General features: G+C 47.3%; 21 protein-coding genes and 1 pseudogene. 6 read left to right on the forward strand and 16 right to left on the reverse strand.

All coding sequences use genetic code 11. The features are described 5' to 3' along the window. Window positions 1-3: 3 nt before the first annotated feature. Entirely contained in the window at window positions 4-480 is a 477-nt protein-coding gene (locus JOC95_RS18740; RefSeq protein ID WP_204419042.1) for a hypothetical protein, read from the reverse strand. Between the two features lie 182 nt (window positions 481-662). Here JOC95_RS18740 and JOC95_RS18745 point away from each other — a divergent pair, with 182 nt between their 5' ends. Continuing rightward, on the forward strand, window positions 663-1,115 hold the full coding sequence (locus JOC95_RS18745; RefSeq protein ID WP_204419044.1) for a DinB family protein: 453 nt from the start codon (window positions 663-665) through the stop codon (window positions 1,113-1,115). A 47-nt stretch (window positions 1,116-1,162) separates the two neighbouring features. Continuing rightward, window positions 1,163-1,618 (forward strand): hypothetical protein, encoded by a 456-nt coding sequence (locus JOC95_RS18750; RefSeq protein WP_204419046.1) that lies wholly within the window; start codon window positions 1,163-1,165, stop codon window positions 1,616-1,618. 35 nt (window positions 1,619-1,653) lie between these two features. Here JOC95_RS18750 and JOC95_RS18755 read toward each other — a convergent pair whose 3' ends face one another. The 3 genes from JOC95_RS18755 to JOC95_RS18765 all read right to left on the reverse strand — a co-directional run bounded on the left by JOC95_RS18755 (window position 1,654) and on the right by JOC95_RS18765 (window position 4,986). After that, entirely contained in the window at window positions 1,654-2,574 is a 921-nt protein-coding gene (locus JOC95_RS18755; protein WP_204419048.1) for a diacylglycerol kinase, read from the reverse strand. A gap of 305 nt (window positions 2,575-2,879) precedes the next feature. Beyond that, the gene (locus tag JOC95_RS18760; protein WP_204419051.1) at window positions 2,880-4,433 is read right to left on the reverse strand and encodes a flotillin family protein; all 1,554 of its coding nucleotides are present in this window, start codon (window positions 4,431-4,433) and stop codon (window positions 2,880-2,882) included. A gap of 13 nt (window positions 4,434-4,446) precedes the next feature. Further along, entirely contained in the window at window positions 4,447-4,986 is a 540-nt protein-coding gene (locus JOC95_RS18765; RefSeq protein ID WP_204419053.1) for an NfeD family membrane protein, read from the reverse strand. 286 nt (window positions 4,987-5,272) lie between these two features. On the opposite strand from JOC95_RS18765, the gene JOC95_RS18770 reads away from it, so the two are divergent. After that, window positions 5,273-6,154 carry a M15 family metallopeptidase gene (locus tag JOC95_RS18770; RefSeq protein ID WP_239583014.1) on the forward strand — a complete coding sequence of 294 codons (882 nt, stop codon included), beginning with the start codon at window positions 5,273-5,275 and terminating at the stop codon, window positions 6,152-6,154. A gap of 301 nt (window positions 6,155-6,455) precedes the next feature. Here the strand turns inward: JOC95_RS18770 and gatB are convergent, their stop codons facing one another. Genes gatB through gatC form a run of 3 tightly spaced genes read right to left on the reverse strand, consistent with a single transcriptional unit; the run spans window position 6,456 to window position 9,660 of the window. Beyond that, complete coding sequence (gatB, locus tag JOC95_RS18775; protein ID WP_204419055.1) at window positions 6,456-7,886, reverse strand: Asp-tRNA(Asn)/Glu-tRNA(Gln) amidotransferase subunit GatB; 1,431 nt, start codon at window positions 7,884-7,886, stop codon at window positions 6,456-6,458. Window positions 7,887-7,897: 11 nt separating this feature from the next. After that, window positions 7,898-9,355 (reverse strand): Asp-tRNA(Asn)/Glu-tRNA(Gln) amidotransferase subunit GatA, encoded by a 1,458-nt coding sequence (gatA, locus tag JOC95_RS18780; RefSeq protein ID WP_204419057.1) that lies wholly within the window; start codon window positions 9,353-9,355, stop codon window positions 7,898-7,900. 14 nt (window positions 9,356-9,369) lie between these two features. Continuing rightward, entirely contained in the window at window positions 9,370-9,660 is a 291-nt protein-coding gene (gene gatC / locus JOC95_RS18785) for an Asp-tRNA(Asn)/Glu-tRNA(Gln) amidotransferase subunit GatC (RefSeq protein ID WP_204419059.1), read from the reverse strand. 424 nt (window positions 9,661-10,084) lie between these two features. Here gatC and putP point away from each other — a divergent pair, with 424 nt between their 5' ends. Then, window positions 10,085-11,593 (forward strand): sodium/proline symporter PutP, encoded by a 1,509-nt coding sequence (gene putP, locus JOC95_RS18790; RefSeq protein ID WP_204419062.1) that lies wholly within the window; start codon window positions 10,085-10,087, stop codon window positions 11,591-11,593. 362 nt (window positions 11,594-11,955) lie between these two features. On the opposite strand, the gene JOC95_RS18795 is transcribed toward putP, so the two are convergent. The 6 genes from JOC95_RS18795 to pcrB form a co-directional block, all read right to left on the reverse strand. After that, the gene (locus tag JOC95_RS18795; protein WP_204419064.1) at window positions 11,956-12,612 is read right to left on the reverse strand and encodes a DUF4397 domain-containing protein; all 657 of its coding nucleotides are present in this window, start codon (window positions 12,610-12,612) and stop codon (window positions 11,956-11,958) included. Between the two features lie 171 nt (window positions 12,613-12,783). Then, window positions 12,784-14,331 (reverse strand): L-glutamate gamma-semialdehyde dehydrogenase, encoded by a 1,548-nt coding sequence (pruA, locus tag JOC95_RS18800; protein WP_204419066.1) that lies wholly within the window; start codon window positions 14,329-14,331, stop codon window positions 12,784-12,786. Window positions 14,332-14,502: 171 nt separating this feature from the next. After that, window positions 14,503-15,693: a CamS family sex pheromone protein gene (locus JOC95_RS18805; protein ID WP_224841357.1), complete on the reverse strand. Its 1,191-nt coding sequence runs from the start codon at window positions 15,691-15,693 to the stop codon at window positions 14,503-14,505. Between the two features lie 13 nt (window positions 15,694-15,706). Further along, window positions 15,707-17,713: an NAD-dependent DNA ligase LigA gene (gene ligA, locus JOC95_RS18810; protein WP_204419070.1), complete on the reverse strand. Its 2,007-nt coding sequence runs from the start codon at window positions 17,711-17,713 to the stop codon at window positions 15,707-15,709. A 19-nt stretch (window positions 17,714-17,732) separates the two neighbouring features. Beyond that, window positions 17,733-20,000 carry a DNA helicase PcrA gene (gene pcrA, locus JOC95_RS18815; protein ID WP_204419073.1) on the reverse strand — a complete coding sequence of 756 codons (2,268 nt, stop codon included), beginning with the start codon at window positions 19,998-20,000 and terminating at the stop codon, window positions 17,733-17,735. Between the two features lie 68 nt (window positions 20,001-20,068). Continuing rightward, on the reverse strand, window positions 20,069-20,761 hold the full coding sequence (pcrB, locus tag JOC95_RS18820) for a heptaprenylglyceryl phosphate synthase (protein WP_204419079.1): 693 nt from the start codon (window positions 20,759-20,761) through the stop codon (window positions 20,069-20,071). An 864-nt stretch (window positions 20,762-21,625) separates the two neighbouring features. Here pcrB and JOC95_RS18825 point away from each other — a divergent pair. Next, window positions 21,626-21,784 carry a hypothetical protein gene (locus tag JOC95_RS18825; protein ID WP_204419083.1) on the forward strand — a complete coding sequence of 53 codons (159 nt, stop codon included), beginning with the start codon at window positions 21,626-21,628 and terminating at the stop codon, window positions 21,782-21,784. Window positions 21,785-21,843: 59 nt separating this feature from the next. Here JOC95_RS18825 and JOC95_RS18830 read toward each other — a convergent pair whose 3' ends face one another. Genes JOC95_RS18830 through JOC95_RS18840 form a run of 3 tightly spaced genes read right to left on the reverse strand, consistent with a single transcriptional unit; the run spans window position 21,844 to window position 25,013 of the window. After that, complete coding sequence (locus JOC95_RS18830) at window positions 21,844-22,158, reverse strand: YerC/YecD family TrpR-related protein (protein ID WP_204419089.1); 315 nt, start codon at window positions 22,156-22,158, stop codon at window positions 21,844-21,846. A gap of 16 nt (window positions 22,159-22,174) precedes the next feature. Continuing rightward, a complete protein-coding gene (locus JOC95_RS18835) occupies window positions 22,175-23,227 on the reverse strand; it encodes a DUF3048 domain-containing protein (RefSeq protein ID WP_239583009.1) in 1,053 nt (350 codons plus the stop codon). Between the two features lie 40 nt (window positions 23,228-23,267). Beyond that, window positions 23,268-25,013 carry an adenine deaminase C-terminal domain-containing protein gene (locus JOC95_RS18840; protein WP_204419093.1) on the reverse strand — a complete coding sequence of 582 codons (1,746 nt, stop codon included), beginning with the start codon at window positions 25,011-25,013 and terminating at the stop codon, window positions 23,268-23,270. Window positions 25,014-25,188: 175 nt separating this feature from the next. Here JOC95_RS18840 and JOC95_RS21425 point away from each other — a divergent pair. After that, a pseudogene (locus tag JOC95_RS21425) lies at window positions 25,189-25,407 on the forward strand (YgaP family membrane protein); the annotation flags it as partial. Between the last annotated feature and the right edge of the window lie 283 nt (window positions 25,408-25,690).

The raw sequence follows: 25,690 nt of genomic DNA on the forward strand, positions 1-25,690 counted from the left end.
TATTTAATCCCCAATCTCAATCAATTCTGTTTTTGAGCCGATTTTCACCGCCTGATAGCTTGCTCCCGCTACCGTACGGAACAGGATTCCTTGCACCGATTCATCCTGACTGGCCAATTCCTGCATTTCTTTTTTTGAAAGTTCACTAGAATCAAAGAGTACAGTACCCTTAATTCTCAGGAGGTTATCCTTCAAGGTTTCCAGCTCCAGAATGTCATGCTCCACGATCCGCTCTTCAATCCATCCCGCTATCAACGGTTCCACACTATCTACATTTATCGTCATTCCCTCGCTATGGGACATGGTGATGTCATATGTCATAAGCTGATGCCCATTTTCCTCATTTCCTTCAAAGGAAAATGCCGTGTCTGTAATTTTCACTTCTAGAGGCTCGACCGTCTGTGGCTCAGAAATACAGCCGCCCAAAAGAATTGCCATGACGACGCTGATAATAAAGCCCTTACAATTAACCGTACTCATCGAACTGCCTCCTCTTTCGCAAAAGAATCGTTCCTGTAAATCTTAACATATTTTTCCTGATATAGTGAGTGACAGCTTCCCTATTTTCAGATTTTTTGAAACTTTGCATTTATAGTTCCGTATTACTAGAATAATAGTGAGGGCTACATCCTCCAATCTGAATACAGGAAGAAGGACAACGTATGAATAAATCAGAAATCATTCAACACCATCAAACATTCATGAATTTTGCCCGATCGCTCGACGGACTTTCTGAATCTCAATGGAGAGCTCCCATTTCACATGAAAAATGGACCGTCGCAGAAGTGATCGGCCATCTGATTCCGTGGGATGAATTTGTCCTACATAAAAGAATACCTTATTTTCTGACTGGTGAAACATTACCGGCAGCACCAAATCCGAATGTTGTGAATGAACTAGGTGCAAGGGATGCGAGAATGGAAGAAAAAGATGTGACCATCAGCCGCTTTCTTTCTACAAGAAGACAGCTTATGGAGGAGATAGAGCAGATCGAGGAACACTATTGGGAGCAGGAGATTACCATCGGTACCACCACGATCAACCTTTTTGATTATTTTGTAGACCTTGCCAGGCACGACGGGCATCATGCAGCTCAGATAAAGGCCCTCCTTTGAAACTTTTTCATGAAAAAGACGTCTAGAGGAGTAAAGGAGTGGGACATATGAAATCAAGATTTTTATTATTTATCATTATTGTTGTTTTTTTAACAGGCTGCGGCAAAACCGGCTCTGCGGATAGTAAGCTGTTTCCGCCTGATGAACAAGGTTTTGTAGTAATGAACGGGAAAGAATATAAGATGGAAAAGGGAAATTACTATTGGGAAGTGAAAAAGGGCTTAACCACGGAGGTCACCCAGACAGATGCGGCTTCTCCCAATCAGATAGCAGAAAGCTTTGAAGCGATATCGGCTCCGCCAGACACAGAGATGTCCTTCAACCTGGTCGGCGAACCAACACTAACGGCCTATCTCTGGAATGAACAGGAACGGGTAAAAGAAATGGAAGTGCAGGAAGGGACATTCCGGACCCCAGCTGAAAAGGGCCGGTACATCTATGAGGTGCTGGCGAAGTGGAAAAATGGGGAAGTGTCCTATACCTATGTGATCGAGGTGGAGTAACGTAATAAAGCAGCAGGTCTATGACCCGCTGCTTTTTAGTTACACTTATTCATTTCGATCTCTTTGCGCTTTTCCGTCACCAATACATCCAGGTGGCGGTACAGGTTGACGAATTCGCCCGGCAACAGTCCGCCGTACTCTCCGTCAAGGTTCAGCTGCATCTTTTCGTCCGTATGTACCTTTACACGGTTGGCTTTTGTGTAGATCACATGCGGATCCTTCACGTGCTCGCCGCGAAGGGCCAGTGTCGCGACACGGATAAAGTCGGCGATGTTTGCCTTCTTCAAGATGATCAAATCAAACATCCCGTCGTTCATGCAGGAGTCAGGTGCAAGCTTCTCGAATCCACCAACCGAGTTGGAAAGGGATACGAGGAACAACATGATTTCTCCTTCAAAGATCTTTCCATCATATTCGATCTGTACATTTGTCGGTCTGATGGACGGCAGCATTTCCATACCCTTCAGATAGTAGGCCAGCTGCCCGATGATCGTTTTCAGCTTGCTTGGCACTTCATAGGAAAGCTCGGTCATTTTCCCGCCGCCAGCAATGTTCATGAAATATTGATCATTGGCTTTCCCGATATCGACCGGCATCGGTACGCCCGTAGCAATGACATCGGCACACGCGATGATGTCATCCCGCGGAAGGTCAAGGGCGCGTGCAAAATCATTGGTCGTCCCAACCGGGATGATCCCAAGCTGCGGACGGTAGTCCTGCTCTGCAAGTCCGTTGACCACTTCATTGATCGTTCCATCTCCACCAGCCGCGACAACCAGGTCATATCTGCGTTCAACCGCAAGCCTTGCAGCCACTGTCGCATCTCCATGACCAGTGGTAGCATGACAGGAGGCTTCATATCCAGCCTGCTCCAACCTCACTAAAACCTCTGGCAAGTGTTTCTTAAACAGTTCACGACCAGATGTTGGATTATAAATAACTCTCGCTCGTTTCATTTCCCATCATCCTATATTTATATTTAAACGCTTCTATATTAAATTCTGTCGATGTATGATAGCACTCATGCTTGTAGTCACTCTAAATCTAATTTAACTATAATTTCCAATAAGGCCTGGGTCAACCTCAAAATGACCCCAGATAACATATTAGCCTATTCCACACACCAGATGCAATAAAAACGAAAATTGCGAGAACCGTAAACTTTGTAACAAAAATGGCCAGACCCCAGGGAGTACTACATTCTGTAGCAAATTCCTGCCGGGGTCTGGCCCTCTTTTTTAATTTATTTCAACCCGCCTGCTTATTTTTGCTCTTCGACGTTTGTTTCTTTTTTGTCGGTGCTTTTTGTGGTGCTGATTTCGTTTGTCAGGCTGTCGATGCTGTGGCGGATGTTGCCTTTGCCAGAGAAGTTTTCGATCAGCTCTTTGACGTCGATGCCTGAAGATGCTTTCAGGGATTCCTGAAGCGTGGACATCAGGTTCGTTGCGTAGCCTGTGATTTTGTTGGCACCGCCGTTTTCACCGCTGCTGCCAGTGTCGACAACCGTGATCTTATCGATGTTTCCAAGTGGAGCTGCAACCTGCTTCGCATATTCAGGAAGCATTTTGATGATCATGTCGAGAATAGCCGCTTGGCCGAACTGTTCGAATGCTTCTGCAATCTTTTCCTTCGCTTCCGCTTCTGCTAGACCCTTCAGACGGATGACTTCCGCTTCGGATTCCCCTTGCGCTCTTTGTGCGTCGGCTTTTGCGATACCGTCGATACGGACCTTTTCCGCTTCGGCTCTTGCCATTGCCTCGATGCGGTATTTGTTTGCATCTGCTTCTGCCATTTGCTTCGCCTTGTCTGCTGCCGCTCCCTGCTCAACAGAGTAACGGTCCGCGTCTGCTTTCTTTTTCACTTCGGAATCATACTGGCGCTCACGACGCAGGATCTCTTTTTCTTCAAGCTCGATTTGCTTTTGACGCTCGATGATCTGGATCTGCATCTGCTGCTCGGTTACTTCCTGCTTTGCGCGCGCTTCCTCAAGGTGGTAAGCCTGGTCGGCACGTGCTTTTGCGATATCTTGCTCTCTGCGGTATTCGGCAATTTTCATTTGATTTTCTTTTTCCGCTTCCGCGATTTCCGTTGCACGCTCAAGCTCCGCACGTTGCGCATCCTTTGCCGCTTCCGCACGCTTGATGCGTGTTTCTTTATCCGCCTCTGCAGTCGCAATGTCCGCATCACGCTTTACCTGCGCAATACGTGGCTTACCTAATGATTCTAAGTATCCATTGCTGTCACGAACATCCTTGATTGTGAAGGAAACGATGATAAGACCCATCTTTGCCAAATCCTGAGACGCGACACGTTGTACTTCCTGTGAGAACTTCTCACGATTTTTATAGATTTCTTCTACAGTCATGGAACCCAAGATCGAACGCAAGTGACCTTCCAGTACTTCACGCGCTTCGTTTTCCATGTCTTCTTTAGCTTTTCCTAAAAATTGCTCGGCAGCTGTTGCAATATCACCGATCGAGCTGCCGATCTTGATTATTGCCGTACCGTCTGCCATAACCGGTACACCTTGCTCTGTGTATACTTCCGGAGTTTTTACATCAAGTTTGATAGATAGCAAGCTTAGTGGATCGGATTGCTGGAACACCGGCACGATGAACGCACCGCCGCCTCGTACAATCTTGATCTTGTTGCCTGATTCGTCCACGTGTACATTTTTTCCGCCTAGATAACTACCAGTGATAATGAGTGCTTCGTCCGGCCCTGCCGTCTTATAGCGTGCTACAAACACGACTATCAGTGCAAAAATCAAGATGGCGACGACTGCGATAATGATGGCGATTTCTCCAAATACCATGTGCTTTTTCCCCCTATTGATTATAAGATTCTAATACTTTTTCGTACGGGGTCACAAAAACTACCCCTTTTTGGACATCGATGATCAGTACTTCCGTTTCGTATGGGATTGCTTCATTTTCAAAGCTCTGCGCCGATTTGGATACCGTGCTTCCGCCAATGCTCAAAACCACTTCCCCAAAACCGTCCTTCGGTATCGAAATGATGACCTTGGCAAGCTTCCCTTTCATGTCGTCATCCGAATACCCGAGTGAAGCCTCGGCAGAACGGATAGGCACAAAAACGAAAACATGCAGCAAAGTGACCAGGATACTGGAGATAACGGTGGATGCGCCCAACACAAACCAATCTGTCAGTGGTGAAAACTTATCCAGCAGATAGCCTGATGCACTGAACACCGTCAAAAATGATAAAATAAGTGCCGGATCCACAGGTATTACATCAAAGATTCCATCCACAATATCAGACAGCAAGATATAAATTAGTGTCAAGCTTCCAAAAACAATGAGGCCCCAAAAGTAAAGCTGCATCATTTCCATTCCAAACAACGTCATAGGCAATCGGTCCTTTCTTTTAGGGACAGGTTCCTTGTCCCACTTTTCCTTCAGAGCATTCAGGCCACCCCAAACTTCACGTCAACTGATCTCCTCCCCCATTTGTACTTCCAATAGTTTATACGGAAGAAGCGCCTCCCAGGTTTCAAAAATCGGCAAAGATTATTTACCAACTGTTTAAAAGCTTGTGGAAGGTGTAAAATAGATAAGAGACTATTGTGAATATACGAAAAATTAACCACGTCTCTTCCATAATAAACCAAACTAGAGGGGAAAACCATTGAAAATGATAAAAAAATTACTGATCGGATCATCCTGCATCGCACTCCTTGCTGCATGCAACCCACTTGAAACCTTGTCCGGTGAAGAACCTGTAATGATAAGCAGTAGACATGCTTCAAAATCGCCTGACCTTTCCCCGGCTAAAGAGAAATGGGAAGGATTTTTCAACAAGGAGGTAGCGGTTGTGGAGGAAGAACCCGAAGAAGAAACACCAGCAGAGCCAGCTGAAGAAGAGCCGAGCGAACCCGTGACCGGGGAACCATCGGATGCACCTCCTGAAGAAGAAGCAATCCCGGTTGTCGCGAACCCGACAGCAATCAATGTGATGGTCAATAAATTCTGGGCCTTGCCGGATGGATATCGCCCACCTGATTTGATCCGCCCGAATGTACCATTTTCATTTGGCAACGAAAACAGCGACCGCGCCAAGCTGCGCCAGGAGGCTGCCGAAGCATTGGAGATGATGTTTGCCGGTGCTGCTTCTGAAGGCATCGAGCTCTACGCACGATCCGGATTCCGATCCTACGAAACACAGGAATCCATTTTCAAAAATGAAATTGCCACCTATGGCTACGAACAAGCCGTTCTATATGTCGCGCGCCCTGGAACAAGCGAACACCAGACAGGACTCACGATGGACATCACCGCCAAAAGCGTAGGTCTGGAGCTAGTCGAAAGCTTTGAAAACACCGCCGAGGGCAAATGGCTCGCCACAAACGCCCATCAGTACGGTTTCATCCTTCGCTATCCGAAAGGGAAAACGAACATTACAGGATATGCCTTCGAACCGTGGCACTACCGATATGTCGGGGTGGAAATTGCAACGGATATATTCAATAGAGGAATTACGTTGGAAGAGTATATGGGTGATGTTCGGGAGTTTTAGGGTTGAAATGGCGAGGTGCCGCTTGAGGGCGGTGCCTTGCCATTTTTGTGTGTATGGGGATGTGGGTTGGTTGCGGTTGGTGGATGTCGGGATTTTGGGAGGATGATGGGCTTTTTGCCCCGCTCAGTTAGTGAAAAAGCCCTTCATCGGCTTTATGATGGGCTTTTCGACCAGCTCGTTTAGTAAAAAAGCCCGTCATCCAACCCGACGCCCCCCATTCTCCCAGGTTAAACAAAATACCAGCCGCCCGCCCCCACTAAAACAAAAAAGAACCCCAGCCCAAAGCCGGAGTCCCACTACATCATCTCTGCTTAATCTCCTCAAGCAACAGCTTGTTGACCATTGGAGGGTTTGCTTGTCCTTTTGTCGCTTTCATGATCTGCCCTACAAGGAAGCCGATTGCGCGTTCTTTTCCGCTTTTGAAATCCTCGATGGATTGAGGGTTTGCATCAAGCGTTTCGCCTACGATTTTGCGAAGGGTACCTTCGTCAGAGATCTGTACAAGACCTTGGTCCTTGACGATTTGCTCTGCATCCCCGCCTTTTTCGATCAGCTCTTTAAATACCTTTTTCGCTATTTTCGAAGAGATCGTGCCTTTTTCCAATAGCTTGATCATGCCGGCAAGTCCGGCTGGAGTCAATGCTACATCCTCGAGTTCTTTCCCCTCGGAGTTCAAGTATGCGGAAACCTCGCCCATCAGCCAGTTGGATGCAAGCTTCGCATCCGCTCCTTCCGCGATTGTCTCGTCGAAGAAATCGGACATTTCTTTTGTCACGGTCAATACTTGTGCGTCATACGCAGGCAAGCCGAGCTCTTCCACGTAACGGCGTTTTCGCACGTCCGGGAGGGCAGGGATTTCTGCACGGACACGCTCCTTCCACTCGTCATCGATGTGAAGGGAAACAAGGTCCGGCTCCGGGAAGTAGCGGTAGTCGTCCGATCCTTCTTTTACACGCATCAAGATCGTCTCTTTTGTCGCTTCATCATAACGGCGCGTTTCCTGCTCGATCACTCCGCCAGATAGGAGGACCTTCTCCTGGCGGATCACTTCATGCTCTAGGCCCTTTTGGACGAAGTTGAAGGAGTTCAGGTTTTTAAGCTCCGCTTTTGTACCGAACTTCTCCTGTCCAACAGGACGAAGGGAAATGTTCGCGTCACAGCGAAGGGATCCTTCTTCCATTTTGCAATCGGATACGCCTGTATATTGGATGATGCTCTTTAATTTTTCAAGATAGGCATACGCCTCTTCCGGAGTTCTGATGTCCGGTTCGGATACGATCTCGACAAGAGGTGTTCCTTGGCGGTTAAAGTCGACAAGGGAATAGCCGTCTCCTGTGTGCATCAGTTTCCCTGCATCCTCTTCAAGATGAAGGCGAGTGATTCCGATGCGTTTCTTTTCACCGTTCACTTCGATATCGATCCAGCCGTTTTCGCCGATCGGCTTGTCATATTGAGAAATCTGATAAGCCTTCGGGTTGTCCGGATAGAAGTAGTTTTTTCGGTCGAATTTCGTGTCGGTCGCAACCTCGCAGTTCAACGCCATCGCGGCTTTCATTGCATACTCCACCGCTTGTCTGTTGAGGACAGGCAAGGTTCCTGGATACCCAAGTTCCACGACACTTGTATTGGAGTTCGGTTCTGCGCCGAATTCGTTCGGGCTTGCCGAGAATATTTTTGATTTTGTTTTAAGCTCTACGTGTACCTCTAGTCCAATTATCGTTTCAAAGTTCATCGTCTCACCCCTTACAGTTGTGGTTTTTTTGTATGATGGTCGGTTGCCTGCTCGAACGCATGTGCAACACGATAGATGGTGCTTTCATCAAAATGCTTCGCGATGATCTGCAAGCCAACAGGCAAGCCATCCACAAATCCTGCCGGGACAGAGATCCCTGGTACGCCCGCAAGGTTAACCGGGATGGTCAGGATATCGTTCGCATACATCGTTAATGGGTCCTTCGTCTTTTCGCCCACCTTGAATGCAGGGGTCGGCGTTGTCGGTCCGATGATAACGTCATATTTTTCAAAGACCTTTTCAAAGTCCTGCTTGATCAATGTACGGACCTTCTGCGCTTTGATGTAGTATGCATCATAGTGTCCGGCACTAAGTGCATATGTTCCAAGCATGATACGGCGCTTCACTTCCGGACCGAATCCTTCTGCACGCGTCTGCTTGTACATCTCCAAAAGGTTTTTCGCATTATCAGTACGATAGCCATAGCGGACTCCGTCAAAACGGGCCAGGTTGGCTGATGCTTCAGATGAAGACAATAGATAGTAAGTGGCCAATGCATATTTGGAGTGAGGCAGAGACACCTCTTCCCAAGTTGCGCCGAGTCCTTCCAAGACCTTCAGTGCATCCAACACGGATTGACGCACTTCTTCGCTGACACCCTCACCAAGATATTCTTTTGGCACACCGATCTTCAGCCCCTTCACATCCCCGGTCATGCCGGATAGGAAGTCAGGAACCTCGGTATTTGCAGAAGTGGAATCCATTTGGTCCACACCCGAGATCGCCTGTAATAAATAGGCGTTGTCTTCGACGGTGCGTGTGATCGGTCCGATCTGGTCCAGGGAGGATGCAAAAGCAACCAAACCATAACGGGACACACGGCCATATGTAGGTTTTAATCCGACTACCCCACAGAATGCCGCCGGCTGACGGATCGATCCGCCTGTATCAGAACCAAGGGAGAAGAAGACTTCGCCTGCAGCCACTGCAGCTGCGGAGCCGCCACTTGATCCACCTGGAACACGGTCCAGATCCCATGGATTGCGGGTTGCAGCAAACGCGGAGTTTTCATTGGAAGAACCCATCGCGAACTCATCCATGTTGATTTTTCCGATTGTAATCGTTTCTGCCTTTTTAAGCTTCTCTACAACGGTAGCGTCATAAATCGGGTTGAAATCGCCAAGTATCTTACTTCCACATGTTGTACGGATCCCTTTTGTGACGATGTTATCCTTCACACCGACAGGAAGCCCGAATAATAGGCCATGTTCTTTTTCCTTGCCAAGCGCTTCATCAAGCACCTTGGCCTGCTTGCGTGCATTCTCTTCGTCAAGCGTCAAAAATGCCTGCACTTTGCCATCCACTTCACCTATGCGTTTGTAGGATTCATCGACTAGATCTGAAACAGAGATTTCTTTTTTATGTAAAAGGCTATGTAATTCCGATAGCTTTTGATCAAACAATGACATGGTATCCCTCCTGACTATTCTATAATTGACGGTACGCGAATCTGGCCATTCTTGTGGTCAGGTGCGTTCTTCAATACCTCATCCACCGGCAGGCCTTCTTTTGGTACATCGTCCCTCATGATATTCTTCATAGGAAGAACATGAGTGGTAGGTGGAACATGATCTGTATCTAATTCATTCAGCTGCTCTGCAAATGAAATGATTGCATCCAATTGACTTGTGAACATGACCGCTTCCTCTTCGTTGATTGCAAGACGGGCCAAATGTGCCACGTGTTTTACTTGATCCTCTGAAATACGGGACATCCTCTTTCACCTCCGCAAAATATCGAATCTTGCACAATATCCATTAATCATACTAAACTTTACCCCGCTCAAGCAATAGCGAGGCCCTGCTACTTCACAAAGACAAAAAATTCTCCAGGACTTATATGTATTTCATCCGTTTTTGGGGAAAATAACCGTGTGGAAATAGTCCTGAAATTGTCAGTATCATTACAGGAATATTACGTGATTGAAAATTATGAATAGTTTTACTTTAATTTCTTCCCAATGTACCGCTATCCCCCAAGCCTCAAGGGATACGACTCTTTTCTTCCTATTGAAAATAGTTTCATTCGCTTGAATTAAGGGAAATACTTTGTTAGCTTAGATACTCGTAACCGGTATCAGAGCAATTTGGGGCGCCGAAATTGCTGAAAAAAGAGAGAGAAAACAGGAGTTGATTTTGTTGGAATTTGAAACATTTATATCACTAGGCTTGTATTTCATCGGGATGTTGGCGATTGGATACTATGCCTATAAAAAATCCACGGATAACATTTCCGAATATATGCTAGGTGGCCGTCAATTAGGTCCAGGTGTTACTGCATTATCCGCAGGGGCATCCGATATGAGTGGCTGGATGCTGATGGGATTGCCTGGAGCCATGTATGCAACCGGTATATCAAGCATTTGGCTCGCCATCGGTTTAACCATCGGGGCATACTTGAACTATATTCTCGTAGCACCTCGTCTTCGAACCTATACGGAAGTGGCAAATGATTCAATCACAATCCCAGATTACTTCGAGAATCGTTTCTACGATGGTACTCGAATCCTTCGTTTTGTATCTGCAATCGTTATAATCATTTTCTTTACGCTATACACTTCTGCCGGTATGGTTTCCGGTGGTACACTTTTCGAAAGTGCATTCGGCTTGGATTATCGGACAGGACTATTTGTGACAGCCGGGGTAGTTGTTGCATACACCCTTTTCGGTGGATTTTTAGCGGTAAGCTTAACTGACTTTGCACAAGGTGTCATCATGCTGCTTGCCTTGGTCCTTGTACCTATCGTTGCTTTTACAAGCTTAGGTGGAGTTGGTACATCGTTAGATGAAATCCGTGCAATCGATCCTTCTCACTTGGACTTCTTTACAGGTACGACCGTCCTCGGGATCATCTCCCTGTTAGCATGGGGGCTTGGCTACTTCGGACAGCCGCATATCATTGTCCGCTTTATGGCAATCAAGTCGATCCGTGACTTCAAGGCTGCACGCCGCATCGGGATGAGCTGGATGATCGTATCCATCATCGGTGCGATGGCTACCGGTCTTGTCGGTTACGCATATGTAAACCGAACTGGAATGGATTTGGATAATCCCGAAACCATTTTCATCGCCTTTTCACAGGTACTGTTCCATCCATTGATCACTGGTTTCTTACTGGCAGCAATACTGGCAGCCATCATGAGCACGATTTCCTCCCAGTTGCTCGTAACATCCAGTGCCTTGACGGAAGACTTCTATAAAACTTTCTTCCGCCGCGAAGCATCAGATAAGGAACTTGTATTGATCGGTCGTATGTCTGTACTTCTGGTTGCCATTGTTTCCATCTTGCTTTCCTACACGCCAAACGATACGATCCTTGATCTTGTAGGACAGGCATGGGCAGGATTTGGTGCAGCATTCGGACCGGTTGTACTGCTAAGTCTTTACTGGAAACGCATGAACCGTTGGGGAGCACTTGCAGGTATGATCGTCGGGGCATTGACCGTCCTTATCTGGATCTATGGTCCCTTTAAGATTAATGGTATTGCGACAACCAAATACTTGTATGAAATGATTCCAGGGTTCTTCCTAAGTGCACTTGCAGTCATCATCGTAAGTTACTTGACAAACTTCCCTCGTAAGATGGTCCGTGAGACATTCACGGAAATGGAAGAGACAATGGTAGAGGAACATAATAAAGAAGATTAATGATTTATTGAGGAGGGCCACTACGGCTCTCCTTTTTGTTATATCAAAATTCCTTTTTTAAAATTTAATTTGTTAAAAATATTTCAATCCCGTGTGCCAGTTCAGATGGCAAAAAAATTAATCAAACGTTTGTTTAAAAAATACTTTCCCGGGAAAATATTTTCGACATCCCCCCTAGAATTCAGACAAAAAGGGACATAATTTCTACTATAATTTCTGAAAAAGCTAATTTGTGTACGGAGCGCCGAACCCTTTGCCATTCCTCACTTCCAACCATTGCTTAATCAAACGTTTGTTTAAAAAAAGCTATCTCAATAAAAAAAGCCTTACTCCGTCACGAAACGAAAGTAAGGCCCTTCCTCTTATTTTTCAGAATCAATCAGTACAAGTACTTCCAATTGATTTGCCGTGTTCACTGCAAGAACTGTGTAAACTGTATCTGCCTCGAGCTTTGTTCCGGTAAGGTCCAATACCTTTTTCCCTTCCGGTGTCCTGATTTCGAGGTCATACGTTCCAGGATCAACTTCCTTGTAATCGGTGATTCCCTTGAAGGAAGCTCCAGAGAATAGGGCATCCCCACCTTTTAGACCGACATCCACTGTTGGAGCGTCAGGGGAAAGATGGCCGACACGCACCTTTGCCTTGCCTGGGGAGGCTTCTGTGGAATCCTCTGCGATCACCAATTCAAGGTTGGCAAGCTTGTTTGCTGCAGCAACCGTATAAGCTTTGCCTGCTTCGACTTTCACTTTTTGGGTAAGAACCGCCTTGTCCTTTTTCCCTGCAGGATAGATTTCCACTTTGTACTCGCCTGCTTTAAGCGGGAGATAATCTGTTGCGTCCTTGAATTCTGCACCCTGTACCACTGCCGTTCCATCGACATACACATCAACAGCAGGGGCATCAGGCGATGCGTGGACGATCCGCACCTTTGCATCCGCTCTGTTTTCAGCGGCAAGTACGCCGGTTACCGTTCCAATTGCCAGCGTGAAAAATGCAACAACCAATAAAAGTTTTTTCATCCTTTTTCCTCCTTCACTTCATGATGCAAACGTATTTTGCACAATAGTTAGTATGGAAGAAAAGATGGGGATTATGTGTATTTTTGTATAAATTAACCTCTATGAATTACGTGAATCCGATAAAAGACAAAAAGCCTGGGAATGTCCCAAGCTTTTTGTGTATGTCTAGATTTATAAAGTTTCAGATGTTGTCTTCGCTTGAAGGTGAAGCAACAGGTAATCAGGTCCGCCCGCTTTGGAGTCTGTCCCTGACATGTTGAATCCGCCGAACGGCTGATATCCAACGATCGCGCCTGTGCAGCCACGGTTGAAATAAAGGTTTCCAACGTGGAAGTCTTCACGTGCTTTTTCTATTTTTTCACGGTTGTTTGTGATAACCGCACCAGTCAAGCCGTACTCTGTGTTGTTGGCAATCTCAAGCGCATGATCGAAATCTTTCGCTTTGGAGAATGCTACAACCGGTCCGAAGATCTCCTCTTGCATCAAGCGGCCTTGTGGATCTACGTCAGCTACGATGGTAGGCTGAACGAAGAAGCCTTTGGAGCTGTCTCCTTCTCCACCTGCAAGGATGCGTCCTTCTTCTTTACCGATGCCGACATATTTCATGACCTTATCGAATGCAGCCTGATCGATGACAGGCCCCATGTAGTTGGAGTTGTCAGTAGGATCTCCAACCGTCAATTCTTTTGTCAATTCTACTGCACGGTTCAACACTTGGTCGTATACATCTTCCACGATTACCGCACGGGAGCACGCAGAACATTTTTGACCGGAGAATCCGAATGCAGATTTTACGATGGATTGAGCAGCCAATTCAAGATCGCCTTCGCTGTCTACCACAATCGTATCTTTTCCGCCCATTTCAGCGATTACACGCTTCAGCCAGATTTGGCCAGGGTTCACTTTGGATGCACGCTCATAGATGCGCAGACCTACATCACGAGATCCCGTGAAGGAGATGAAACGAGTACGAGGGTGGTCAACAAGATAGTCTCCCACTTCCGCACCGCTACCAGGTACGAAGTTAAGGACGCCTGCAGGTAAGCCTGCCTCTTCCATCACTTCTACAAATTTAGCCGCTACGATCGGAGTCGTAGATGCCGGTTTCAATAGTACTGTGTTACCTGCCACAATCGCAGCCACCGCTGTACCAGCCATGATTGCAAATGGGAAGTTCCAAGGGGAGATGATGACACCCACACCTAGTGGAATATAGTTATAACGGTTATATTCGCCCACACGGCTCTCAACAGGCATACCGTCCTTTAATTTAAGCATTTGACGAGCATAGTACTCAAGGAAATCGATTGCTTCCGCTGTATCCGCATCCGCCTCATTCCAAGGTTTACCCGCTTCTTTTGTTAATAATGCAGAGAATTCATGCTTGCGACGGCGAATGATTGCAGCCGCACGGAACAGGATGTCCGCTCTTACTTCCGGCTTCACTTTGCGCCAGGTGTTGAACGTCTCATCGGCAGCCTGCATTGCCTTTTCCGCCAATTCGCGATCAGCTTTTGACACACGACCAATAACTTCCTCTTTATTAGCAGGGTTCACGGATACGATTTTATCTTCCGTCGTAACACGCTCTCCTCCAATTACCAGGTCATAATCTTGTCCTAAATAGGAGTTTACTAGCTTTAAGCCTTCTAGATAGGCCTGCTTGTTCTCCTCGTTAGTGAAATCTGTAAATGGTTCATGTTTGTAAGGTAATACCATTACATTCGCCTCCTTCGCATTCTAAAGCGCTTGCATACAATTCTCATTCTACCTTATCCTTTCTGGTCTTTCAAATATTGTTTAGAAAATCCAATATGTAACAGAATGGAGCTCCCATTTATCGAAAAATAGAAAAAAACCGCCATCTGTAAGATAGCGGCTATTTCTCTATTAATAGATATGGACGAACGGTTCATCCGCGCCTGCGTCCCTGACGATCAGCGCTTCCTCGCCATTTATGGAAGTGATGGAAACTTGTAGATTAATATAATTAGGGAAGTGCTCCATGACAAGTCCCGTTACATACTGTGTAAATCCGATCAGTTCGGATTTTCCGTAAAAGTCCATATTGACTTCGATGTTGAGCTGCTGGAGCTCCTGTTCACGGTAGTATCCTTTTGCAATGACCCCTGTATGGTTTGGAAAATAATCATCGATGTCGAGCTTGAAGTTATCAAACCGGACCGCATCGTCCCGGTACTTTTCCGTCGCATCCTTTGATGGGAAAAGGTGATATTCCTCATTCAGTTCTTCCCATTTGCTTACAGACCCTTCACCTGAGGGAATGTTAGCTTTTGCAATGAAATGTCCTGGCACAATGGATGTTGCAGGGCTTTGTTTGAAAAGCCCCACTACAATCGGCACATTCCCGAGCCCCTCGATTTTACGCATTCTGCGGACAACCTCTTCGGCTATTTCCTTTCCGGCCTTTTCAAGCTCGGCATCAGGGATTGGATACTCCCTTGGGTAGCCACCATCCGCTGCCGGCAGGTTGTAATAGTGCACGGAATTCAGGGCGATGCCCACTGATACTCCGCCAAGCTCCACGGTCCCGTCATCTTTACGGACGAGATAATTCTGCTCCATGATATGAGCCAGATAGATCGGGCTTTTTTCATTCGTTTCTTCGGTTGTTTTCCCTTTTATCAGTACAGGGTTTAGCCCATTATTAGGGGTTTTATAGTCTTTATCAGCCGCTTTCTTTTCCTCCAGCTGAGCATCCGTCAGTTTACGCGAGAGCCATTGACTCACCGTTGTGCGGTCGATGTATTGCCCTTCCTGATACAAATACTTGTCGGAAGGGAATGGCTCTTGAGATAAACGCATGAGCCCCGTTTCGAACTGCTCGACGTCCACTCTGCTATTCAAGCGTGCCACTACCTGTCCACGGGTCTGTCCCGCTTTGAAAGGGAGGATCGTCTGGTAGTAGTCGTCTGAAATTTTGTATCTTGGCACTATCGCCTTTTCCATGGTTTCCTGTTCGCCTGGATCTTGAATCACTTCTTCTTCTTTCTCAAAGCCCGGAACACAGCCCGTTGCCGCAAGAGAAACAACAAGGAGAATCGCCAAAAACCTATTCACCTTACAACACCTCTTATGATTGTATTTCTTCAAGCATTTGCGCCTCGTTCCATACTTCAATGCCAAGCTCATTCGCCTTTGCCAGCTTCGAGCCCGCATCTTCCCCCGCGATGACGAGGTGTGTATTCTTGCTTACACTGCCTGTCACCTTGCCGCCGAGCTGTTCGATCGCAGCCTTGGCATCATTACGGGACATCTCCTCAAGCTTACCTGTAAGGACGATGGTTTTCCCGGCAAAATAGGAATCCACATCTTCTGCACGGACCTTCTTCGGACCTTTGTATTCCATATTGACACCGGCATTTTTCAGCTCCTGCATCAATTCCATCGCTTCAGGCTGCTCGAAATATGCCACGATCGAATCCGCCATTTTATCACCGATCTCATGAATAGCAGTCAGCTCTTCCTTAGTAAGGGACGCAAGGCGATCCATATCGCCAAACTCCTGGGACAAGGTTTTCGCTGCCTTGGCTCCAACGAGGCGGATCCCAAGTCCGAATAGGAGGCGCTCCATGGAGTTCTCCTTCGTCTTTTCGATGGCGGAGATCAGATTGTCCGCAGATTTTTCACCCATCCGCTCAAGTCCAAGAAGCTGTTCTTTAGTCAGCTTATAGATGTCAGCCACATCTTCTATAAGATTTTCACGGAACAGCTGGGCAATCACTTTTTCACCGAGGCCATCGATATTCATGGCATTTCGGGAAACAAAATGGATCAATCCTTCCCTGATCTGTGCCGGACATTTCGGGTTGATGCAGCGGAGTGCCACTTCCCCTTCAATGCGGACAAGCTCACTTTCACATTCCGGGCAATGCGTCGGCATGTGGAAGTCCTTTTCTTCCCCGGTACGTTTTTCCACAAGGACGTTCACTACTTCGGGAATGATGTCCCCTGCTTTTTTTACAATAACATAATCGCCAAGCTTTATATCCTTTTCGCGGATCAGGTCCTCGTTATGTAAGGACGCGCGCCCGACTGTCGTTCCAGCTACACGGACCGGCTCAAGGATGGCAGTCGGTGTGACGACTCCCGTCCTTCCGATATTCAATTCGATATCGAGTAGCTTAGTCGCCACTTCTTCCGCAGGAAACTTGTATGCAACGGCCCAGCGAGGACTTTTCGCAGTAAAGCCGAGCTGTTCCTGCTGCTCCGTCTCATCGACCTTGATGACAATTCCATCTATATCATACGACAAATCCGGGCGTTTTGTGTGCCAAGCTGTCACATATTCAATCACTTCATCAATGGATGCGCATTTTTTACGCTCTTTATTTGTTTTGAATCCTATTTCCTCTAAATAATTCAGGGCTTCGCTATGGGATTCGATGCCTGTTTCACCGGCATCCGCCAAGCTGTATATATACACATCAAGGTTGCGCTGTGCTGCAATTTTCGGGTCCAATTGACGCAGGGAACCGGCTGCTGCGTTGCGGGGATTTGCAAAAGGCTCCTCTTCACGCTCAAGCTTTGCCTCGTTCAGCTTTTCAAACGAGCGTTTTGGCATAAAAGCTTCCCCGCGCACTTCGATGGAAACGGGATCCTTCAAGCGCAAAGGAATGGAACGGATCGTCTTCAGGTTCATCGTGATGTCTTCCCCTGTTGTTCCGTCTCCTCGGGTCGCACCTTGGGCAAATAATCCGTCTTCATAGCGGAGGGATACGGCCAATCCATCAATTTTTAATTCACATACATACTTGACATCTTCCCCGACAGCCTGTCTGACGCGGCGATCGAAGTCGCGCAGGTCGTCTTCGTTAAAGGCGTTACCAAGGCTGAGCATCGGTGTACGATGCTCGACCTTGTTGAACATCTCCAAAATATTACCGCCTACGCGCTGGGAAGGGGAATCGGGAGTCTGCAGCTCCGGGAAATCCTTTTCCAGTGTAAGAAGCTCATGCAAAAGGGAATCGTATTCGGCGTCAGTTACCGATGGCTTGTCCAGTACATGATACTCATAGTTGTATCTATTCAGCATATCATGAAGCTCTCGAACCCGCTTTTCTGCTTTTTCTCTTTCCATGCTTGTCGCCCTTTCTTTTCTAAACTTTCGTAACTGGTGCGAATTTCGCCAACAGCCTTTTGACACCGGTCGGACTAGGGAATGCGATATCAAGCTCCTTGTTGTCGCCTTCTCCCTTCACGCTTACAACGGTACCGACTCCCCACTTTTTGTGCTCCGCCTTGTCACCGACACCCCAATCAAGGCTTTCGCCGCCTGTTGCCTTGAGGCCACGGTTGACAGCTGCGGACGTTGCACGTCGCTGCGGCTGCGCCGGATTAGACGGAGAACCGCCAAATGGAGAACGACTGCCGCCTCCGAATGGCGTCGGTCTTGATGCCGATCTTGTTTCCTGTTTTGCATAGTTCTCGATCAGGTCTTCCGGGATTTCCTTGATGAAACGGGAAGGTGGATTCATGTTCGTACGTCCAAACAGCGTCCGCATCTGGGCGTTTGTGATGAACAATTCCTCTTCCGCACGTGTAATTCCTACATAGGCCAGGCGGCGTTCCTCTTCCATCTCCATCTCTTCAAAAAGGGAACGGCTGTGAGGGAACACGCCTTCCTCAAGCCCGATCAGGAATACGACAGGGAACTCCAGGCCTTTTGCAGCATGAAGGGTCATCAGGATGACGGATTCCTGCTGCGCTTCATCCTCTTCATCCAATTTATCGATATCCGCTACAAGCGCTAGGTCTGTCAAGAACGCCAGCAGACTCTTATCATCATATTTTTCTTCAAAGTTCTTGGTAACAGACAAAAACTCGTCGATATTCTCAAGACGGCTCTGGGACTCGATCGTCTTGTCCGCCTTCAGCATGTCGCGGTAGCCTGATTTGTCCAATATTTCCTCTACGAGCTCCGTCACGGAGATATATTCCTGCATCTGCACATAGTTGTTGATCAGTGCATGGAACTCTTTTAAAGCAGCTGTTGCACGTCCGCTGACCCCGATCAGGTCGATTTCGGCCAATGCCTGGAAAAGGGAGATGTCATGCAGTGCAGCATATTGTGCCACTTTATCGACCGTCGTTGCACCGATCCCGCGTTTTGGTACATTGACGATACGGGCAAGGCTGATATCATCATCCGGGTTTGCGATCAGACGCAAGTAGGCAAGAATGTCCTTGATCTCTTTTCTGTCATAGAACTTTGTGCCGCCGACGATGGAATAGTTGATGTTGGACATCAACAGCATTTCCTCCATCACACGGGACTGGGCGTTCGTACGGTACAGGATCGCAAAGTCGGAAAGCTTACGTTTCGGGTCCTTTTGCAGGATCTCCCTCATCTTCCCTACTACAAATTGCGCTTCTGATTTCTCTGAATCGGCCTGATAGTAAAGGATCTTCTGGCCTTCCACATTTTCCGTCCAGAGATTCTTTTTCTTCCTGCCGACGTTGTTTTCAATCACTCGGTTTGCCGCTTCAAGGATGCGTTTGGTGGAACGGTAGTTCTGCTCCAACAGGACAACCTCGGCATTCGGGTAGTCTTTTTCAAAAGAAAGGATGTTGGCGATGTCCGCCCCGCGCCAGCGATAGATGGACTGATCGGAATCACCCACTACGCATAGATTCTTCAGGCGGTCCGCAAGCATTTTTACCAATGTATATTGCGCACGGTTCGTATCCTGATACTCATCCACGTGGATATACTGGAATTTGCGCTGATAATACTCCAACACTTCCGGCACGCGCTTGAAAAGATGGATCGTCGTCATGATGAGATCATCAAAATCGAGCGCCTGGTTTTTCTTGAGGCGCTTCTGATAGTCAGTGTAGATTTCCCCGATCTTCTGTTCATAAGGGCCCATCGGCTGCTTCGCATATTCCTCAGGGGTCATCAATTCATTCTTCGCAGAACTGATGGTTCCAAGGATCGTACGCGGTTCAAATTTCTTTGGATCGATGTTGCGGTCCTTCAGGATATTCTTGATGACGGAAAGCTGATCGGTCGTATCAAGGATCGTAAAGTTACGGTTCATCCCAATACGGTCGATGTCACGGCGCAGGATCCGCACACACATGGAGTGGAACGTCGAGATCCAGATATCCTCCGCTGCCGGTCCAAGCAATACCTGCACACGCTCCTTCATCTCGCGGGCCGCTTTATTCGTAAATGTGATCGCAAGGATATTCCACGGCGCCACTTCCTTTTCCGCCATAAGGTATGCGATTCGATGCGTCAGCACCTTCGTCTTGCCACTGCCCGCTCCTGCCATGATCAACAGGGGACCATCCGTTTTCTTTACCGCTTCCTGCTGCATCGGGTTCAACCCTTCGAGCAGTCTTTGACTTAAATATTGCATGTTTTCCCACCGCCTATACAAACGTATGTTCTTATTTTTATTTTACTAGATTCTATTGGTTTTGTCTCTTATATTTTCTTGACGGCCTGGACTGTTTTCAAGGCCTCTGATAGATTGTCATATACGATATTCCCTACCACGACGGTATCGGCGAACTGTGCCATTTCCGCTGCACGTTCGGCTGATGTGATCCCGCCGCCATAAAATAAACGGGTAGTTTCAAGCGTCCTTTTCGCCGCCTGTACCATTTCCACGTCCCCGTAAGTCCCACTATATTCTAAGTAAAAGATAGGAAGATTAAACATTTTCTCGGCAAGCCTCGCATAGGCGATGACGTCGTCTTCTGAGAGGTCCGTTTTAGCCTCGGTCAATTGCGCCGCCTTGCAGTCTGCATTGAGGATGCAATAGCCTTCTGCTACAATTTCCTCCCAGCTCATGATATCCCCGTATTCCTTGAGCGCCTCCACATGCAGGTCCACGACCCAATCGGTTTTGCGGCTGTTCAATACGGTCGGGATGAAATAAAAGTCAAAGCCCGGTGTGACCGATTCAATGTTGGACACCTCAAGCACACATGGCAACGAATATCTGCGAACCCTGCTCATCAGGTGCAGGACATTGTCCAAGGTCACGCCGTCCGTCCCACCGACGAGGATGGCATCCGTCCCGGATTCGCACACAAGCTCCAAATCCTCATCCGATATCTCTTTATTAGGATCCAATTTAAAAACGTGCTGCCATTCACGTATTTCCTGTAACACTGCAAACGTCCCCCATTCTAATTTTCCATTTGTCTATTATAACAAAATCAGAGCGAATACGAAAAAGATGTAGGAAGAATGTTTTCTGGAAGATGCGACCTATTTTTTGGGGGTGTTGCTTTGCGGGGCGGGGTGCTGCGCGGGGGTGGTGTGCTGCGCGGGGGTGTGGTGGTGTGCGAGGCGTGCGGGGCGGGGGTGGTGTGCTGCGCGGGGGTGGTGTGCTGCGCGGGGGTGGTGTGCTGCGCGGGGGTGTTATTTTTTTACTTTATTTGGAAAGTTGACAGAATAAGTGAGGTTTTGGACAGAATAGCAAGGGAAGTGGACAGAATGTGTTACATTTTCGCTAGAGTAATGAGGCAAGTGGATAGAATACCGTCGCTTTTGGATAGAATCGCTTCCCCTGGATTGCTGTTAGCAGTCTTACAGTCGTTTACGTACGCCTGTTATTTCCTTCATTTGGAAATCGGATCGATAAAGTGTAGTTTCGGACCGATTAACCTAATAAACGGACCGATTGAGGCGCGTTTCCGCTCGATAAACCCGGAAAGTTGACCGATAATGACCTATTTTGGATCGATAACCCCACCGCGCCTTGCTCAGCTACCCCGGCTACAACCTAACCCCACCACCTCGCTCAGCTACACCAGCTACCCCTAACCCCACCACCTCGCTCAGCTACCCCGGCTACAACCTAACCACGCCTCCCCGCTCAACAGCCCACTCAAATCAGCCATCAAAAGTATTAAGATTACATTACAAAGGCTATCCGCAGCACACCACGGGGTATATCTATTAATACAACGTGAAAAACAAAGAATTTTCCAACAGCTTGTTTCATACCTTTTTCAAAAGGAGGTGTCCTAAATGCCTGTTTGGCTTTGGTTCGTCATTGGATTTGCCATTCTGTTAGCGTTCGGAGCGCTGGTGGACTTTATGGGAAAAAGAAAGCGGAGCACAGACCCGGCAAGTGTGCAGGAAGGCGTCGAGAGGGTAAAAACGAAGCAGGAGACTTTTTATAGGTAACGGAAGAAGGCGGCCCAGCATCCTAAGATACGGGGCCGCCTTCTTTATGTAGGGGGAAATTACTCTCCCACTTCTTCCTTCTTTTCGTCACGGATACGGTCCAATGCCATTTCGTATGCATCGTTTCCGTAGTTCAGGCAGCGCTTCACACGGGAGATGGTCGCTGTGCTTGCGCCAGTTTCCGTTTCGATCTTGTGATACGTAAAACCTTCCTTCAGCATTCTTGCCACTTCAAGTCGCTGTGCAAGGGATTGGATCTCGTTCACCGTACATAGGTCATCAAAGAATCGATAGCACTCTTCCAGATCTTTTAGGGAGAGGACCGCTTCAAATAACTGATCCAGCTCTTTTCCTCTTAATTTATTTATTTGCATATGTTTGTCTCCTTTTCTAATAGGTCACGTTAGATAAATCCGGGACGATCTGAATCCACGTTTTTCCCGGTGTGAACGGTACGGGACTTCCATTCAGGTATGGAAGGATCCGTCCTTCATCCTCTTTCCACTCCACTTCGCGGCGGACACCGTTCTGTATGAGGATTGCCCGTCCTCCGGAAATGATATCTATTTCCCTGCGGCCGGCATCGTCCACAATCTGGTGGTCAGATTCTACGATGAAGATGTTATGGGCCACGATTTCTTCTGATGTGTCGAGGTCGATGTTCTTTTCCCCGCCACTGGAGCGTACATAGTGGTTTTCATTTTCCTCATAGCTGTATTCCACATGGGTAGCGGCTCTTTTGGAATAGGAGATTTTCACATAATCTGTTTCATCTCCTGCTGGCGTATCCCCTTTTTCATGAAAGATTAGCGCAGGTACTGCTTTTGCCAAAGAATAGCCTAGCCGGTCCGAACCTTTTTCTATATTTTCATGCGTAATATAGGAATTGTGCGGCGCAACGCGGAAGCTCGCCCGTTTGAAGAGCGTCCCGTCATAGGTCAAACCGTTGATCCCGTCCACTTCACCCGCTTCTATTTTCTCACGGGCTTCAGGACTCCAGCCATGGAACACGAATATCGGGTCGTAGCCTTTTGCCAAATCGATAAAATAGGACCTGGCACTTCTGACTGGTCCGATGGAATCCGGTGGAACCTGACTTTGGAAAATCGCGAGCAGTCTTGTGATATCGCCTTCCGCTAAAACCTCATAGACGATATCGGCTTTATGCAGCCCGGATTGGGGTCTGGCCTTTACATCATTATTTATGACAACCGCAAAAGGTCTTTTATCTATAGCTGTTTCTCCTGGTGTGCCTGTAAGTGGGAAGATTTCTTTTTCTTCCTCTATTTCTTTCTCTTCTTGTTGTCCGCTTCCTGTTTCTTTGGAAGGGCTTTCGCCTACCGGAACTTCACTTGCATCAGGACTTGAGTCATTGTTGGAACTGCATCCTATTAAAAGGATCATCATCAAGGCTATCAATTGTATTACTTTTCTATTTATCATTTTCTTACTCACACAACCTTTGTTCAGTTACTTTTATATTTTAACGCATTATTGACGGAAAGAGTACCGTTTTATTCATCACGTCGTATATTCCTCTAGGAGTTATCCTGATATAAGGAAGATGTGTGGATGATAGGAACAGCAAGGTATAGATCGGATCATTGAAGCCATAGCCCCGTGCAAATAGATGATTACGAAGCGTGGTTTCCTGCTTTATCAGTTCCTCGAGCGGTTCCTTGGACATGCCCCCGCCGATCGGTAATGGTATGTCGCAGACCACCTTCTCATCCTCCACGAGCACCATGCCTCCGCCGATTGCCTTCATATGCTGGAATGCCTTCATCATATCGGCTTTTCTTTTTCCGATCAGTACTATATCACCTGTATTCGAATAAGAGCTCGCAAAGCCTTGCACATGTGAGCCGAAGCCTTTGATGATGGTGTTGACGCGCCAGTTTCCGGCCCTGTCGATCAGCATCAGGAAGGACTGGTCATGCAGCTCCGATAAAGTGTCACCGGATACGTCACACGTAATGGAATATGGCTTTATGATGACTTCATTCATCATTTCCATTCCAAGTGCCATCGAAAACTGCAGATCATCGATCGTCAAGTCCCAATCAAGCTTCAGTGGCTCCAGGCCTGCTTTTTCCCAGTTCACGGAAGGGAATGCCTCCTCTATTGGCTCGTGTTCCTTTTTGATCCACTGGCCCTTGGAAAGGACAGAAACAGGAACCGGATCTCCCATATCCGCCAGGAAGTTGATGTTGGCAATGCGGCCCGGTGCAATGCTTCCATGGAGGCCCTCCATATGAAAATGCTTCGCCACGTTGTACGACGCCATCCGGTACGCTTCAATTTCAGGTACACCCTTATCAAGCGCTATGGCAAGGGTGCGATCGATGACACCGTTTTCATAAAAACTCGGCGTGGAGCCGTCAGTTGTGAAGAAGGTCTGGTCATAATAATGGATGCCCGATTTCTCCAGTTCCTCCAACATGACAGGAAGGTCCGGACGGATGGATGAATAACGCAGCGCTGCAGTATAGCCTTGCTTGATGCGCTTTTCCACATCTGCTCCTGTCATCGCTTCGTGGTCGCTGTCGATGCCAAGCAGCTTCATTTTCGTCAAGGTCTTTTCGGATGCTCCTGGAAAATGGCCCTCCACCGGCTTGTTCCTTACCTTCGCCTCCTGGATCCAGTGAAGAAGCAGGTCGTCCCCAGCCATCAGCTTCGGCCAGGCCGTCAGTTCGCCCCCTTGCAGAACGGAAGGGTGATTGAGCCAATCCTTCATGGCAGGTGTCGTAAAAATGGCGTCCTCCTGCTGTATTTCCGTCTGTGCATCAAAACGGCACCACCAATACATCGTGGCCGCGGTTTTGTTCATCTCATCGATAAAAGAAAACGCTTTCTTTTTTGTCAATTGTAAAATAAGCATCAAATTATCATTCACAAAGGTGGTTGTGCCTGATTTGGATGCATATTGGGCAAACGAAAGGGGATTATATAATTGAAATGGATGCACATGCGGTTCGATATAGCCTGGCACAAGGTATTGATTGGTGCAGTCCACCACTTCAGTATCCTGTGAGCTATCTGGCATAAGGTCACCGACATAGATGATGCGATCCTCGTATATCCAAATATTTGCCTGGAGCCAGGCCTTAAGGTGAACATTCAGGTAAGTGGCATTGGTCAGGACGATGCTTGGCGCCTTTTTCCCGTCTACCACAGCTACATGTTCTCTTAGCTTTTTACTTTTCCATCTATATTTCTGTTCGTGCACAAATATCACCTACTTTTGGTTCATTATCAATCTATTTCCGACAATTTATTATCGTGGTATAACCTCTTTTTACCATGGTACCATATCGCAGTCTTTACCGCATTAACGTTTTTGGAAATTTTTCGAATTCTTTACACAGTAAGTTCATGTTAAAACACATTAGGAGGTCATTTTTATGAAACCGAATATCGGCATCATCAATGCATTGATCCGAATCACTGCAGGATTTGCGATTCTTGCATGGGTCACCGGCAAAATGGTCAGAAAGCCGCATCGTGATTCTTACATTCTAGTTGCCCTGCTCGCAGCGATGAAAATCGGGGAAGGCATTCTGAAATATTGTCCTGTAACAGACCTGTTTGAGCGCTATCAAGGCAATCGCGACCACAAGGATGACTTTGACTTCGGAAGCAGTTTTGGCAGCAAATTCGGTGACGAGCAAAAGCACGAAAAAAGCTCCAACAAAGACTTCCAAAAGACCGCCACCGAATTCGATCTCGACTTCGACGACCTTCGCCAACAGCTTGAAGGCGACGGTGACGGAACTGGCGCAAGCTCCTATAATCCATCATAAGAGCAACATTAGGCAAAAAAATTTCCTTTGGGGGCCAGACCCCCAAAGGAATTTCATTCTACATGTCGAACCCTATAAAGTTTATGCTTATTTATCCCATATC

The sequence above is a fragment of the Sutcliffiella tianshenii genome (genome assembly GCF_016908565.1).
Taxonomy (GTDB): domain Bacteria; phylum Bacillota; class Bacilli; order Bacillales; family Bacillaceae_I; genus Sutcliffiella_A; species Sutcliffiella_A tianshenii.

Bases quoted from the DNA above. Each gene is read 5' to 3' on its own strand.
- JOC95_RS18740 (WP_204419042.1), bottom strand. From the start codon at position 480: ATGAGTACGGTTAATTGTAAGGGCTTTATTATCAGCGTCGTCATGGCA.
- JOC95_RS18745 (WP_204419044.1), top strand. From the start codon at position 663: ATGAATAAATCAGAAATCATTCAACACCATCAAACATTCATGAATTTT.
- JOC95_RS18750 (WP_204419046.1), top strand. From the start codon at position 1,163: ATGAAATCAAGATTTTTATTATTTATCATTATTGTTGTTTTTTTAACA.
- JOC95_RS18755 (WP_204419048.1), bottom strand. From the start codon at position 2,574: ATGAAACGAGCGAGAGTTATTTATAATCCAACATCTGGTCGTGAACTG.
- JOC95_RS18760 (WP_204419051.1), bottom strand. From the start codon at position 4,433: ATGGTATTTGGAGAAATCGCCATCATTATCGCAGTCGTCGCCATCTTG.
- JOC95_RS18765 (WP_204419053.1), bottom strand. From the start codon at position 4,986: ATGACGTTGTTTGGAATGGAAATGATGCAGCTTTACTTTTGGGGCCTC.
- JOC95_RS18770 (WP_239583014.1), top strand. From the start codon at position 5,273: ATGATAAAAAAATTACTGATCGGATCATCCTGCATCGCACTCCTTGCT.
- gatB (WP_204419055.1), bottom strand. From the start codon at position 7,886: ATGAACTTTGAAACGATAATTGGACTAGAGGTACACGTAGAGCTTAAA.
- gatA (WP_204419057.1), bottom strand. From the start codon at position 9,355: ATGTCATTGTTTGATCAAAAGCTATCGGAATTACATAGCCTTTTACAT.
- gatC (WP_204419059.1), bottom strand. From the start codon at position 9,660: ATGTCCCGTATTTCAGAGGATCAAGTAAAACACGTGGCACATTTGGCC.
- JOC95_RS18795 (WP_204419064.1), bottom strand. From the start codon at position 12,612: ATGAAAAAACTTTTATTGGTTGTTGCATTTTTCACGCTGGCAATTGGA.
- pruA (WP_204419066.1), bottom strand. From the start codon at position 14,331: ATGGTATTACCTTACAAACATGAACCATTTACAGATTTCACTAACGAG.
- ligA (WP_204419070.1), bottom strand. From the start codon at position 17,713: ATGGAAAGAGAAAAAGCAGAAAAGCGGGTTCGAGAGCTTCATGATATG.
- pcrA (WP_204419073.1), bottom strand. From the start codon at position 20,000: ATGCAATATTTAAGTCAAAGACTGCTCGAAGGGTTGAACCCGATGCAG.
- JOC95_RS18825 (WP_204419083.1), top strand. From the start codon at position 21,626: ATGCCTGTTTGGCTTTGGTTCGTCATTGGATTTGCCATTCTGTTAGCG.
- JOC95_RS18830 (WP_204419089.1), bottom strand. From the start codon at position 22,158: ATGCAAATAAATAAATTAAGAGGAAAAGAGCTGGATCAGTTATTTGAA.
- JOC95_RS18835 (WP_239583009.1), bottom strand. From the start codon at position 23,227: ATGATAAATAGAAAAGTAATACAATTGATAGCCTTGATGATGATCCTT.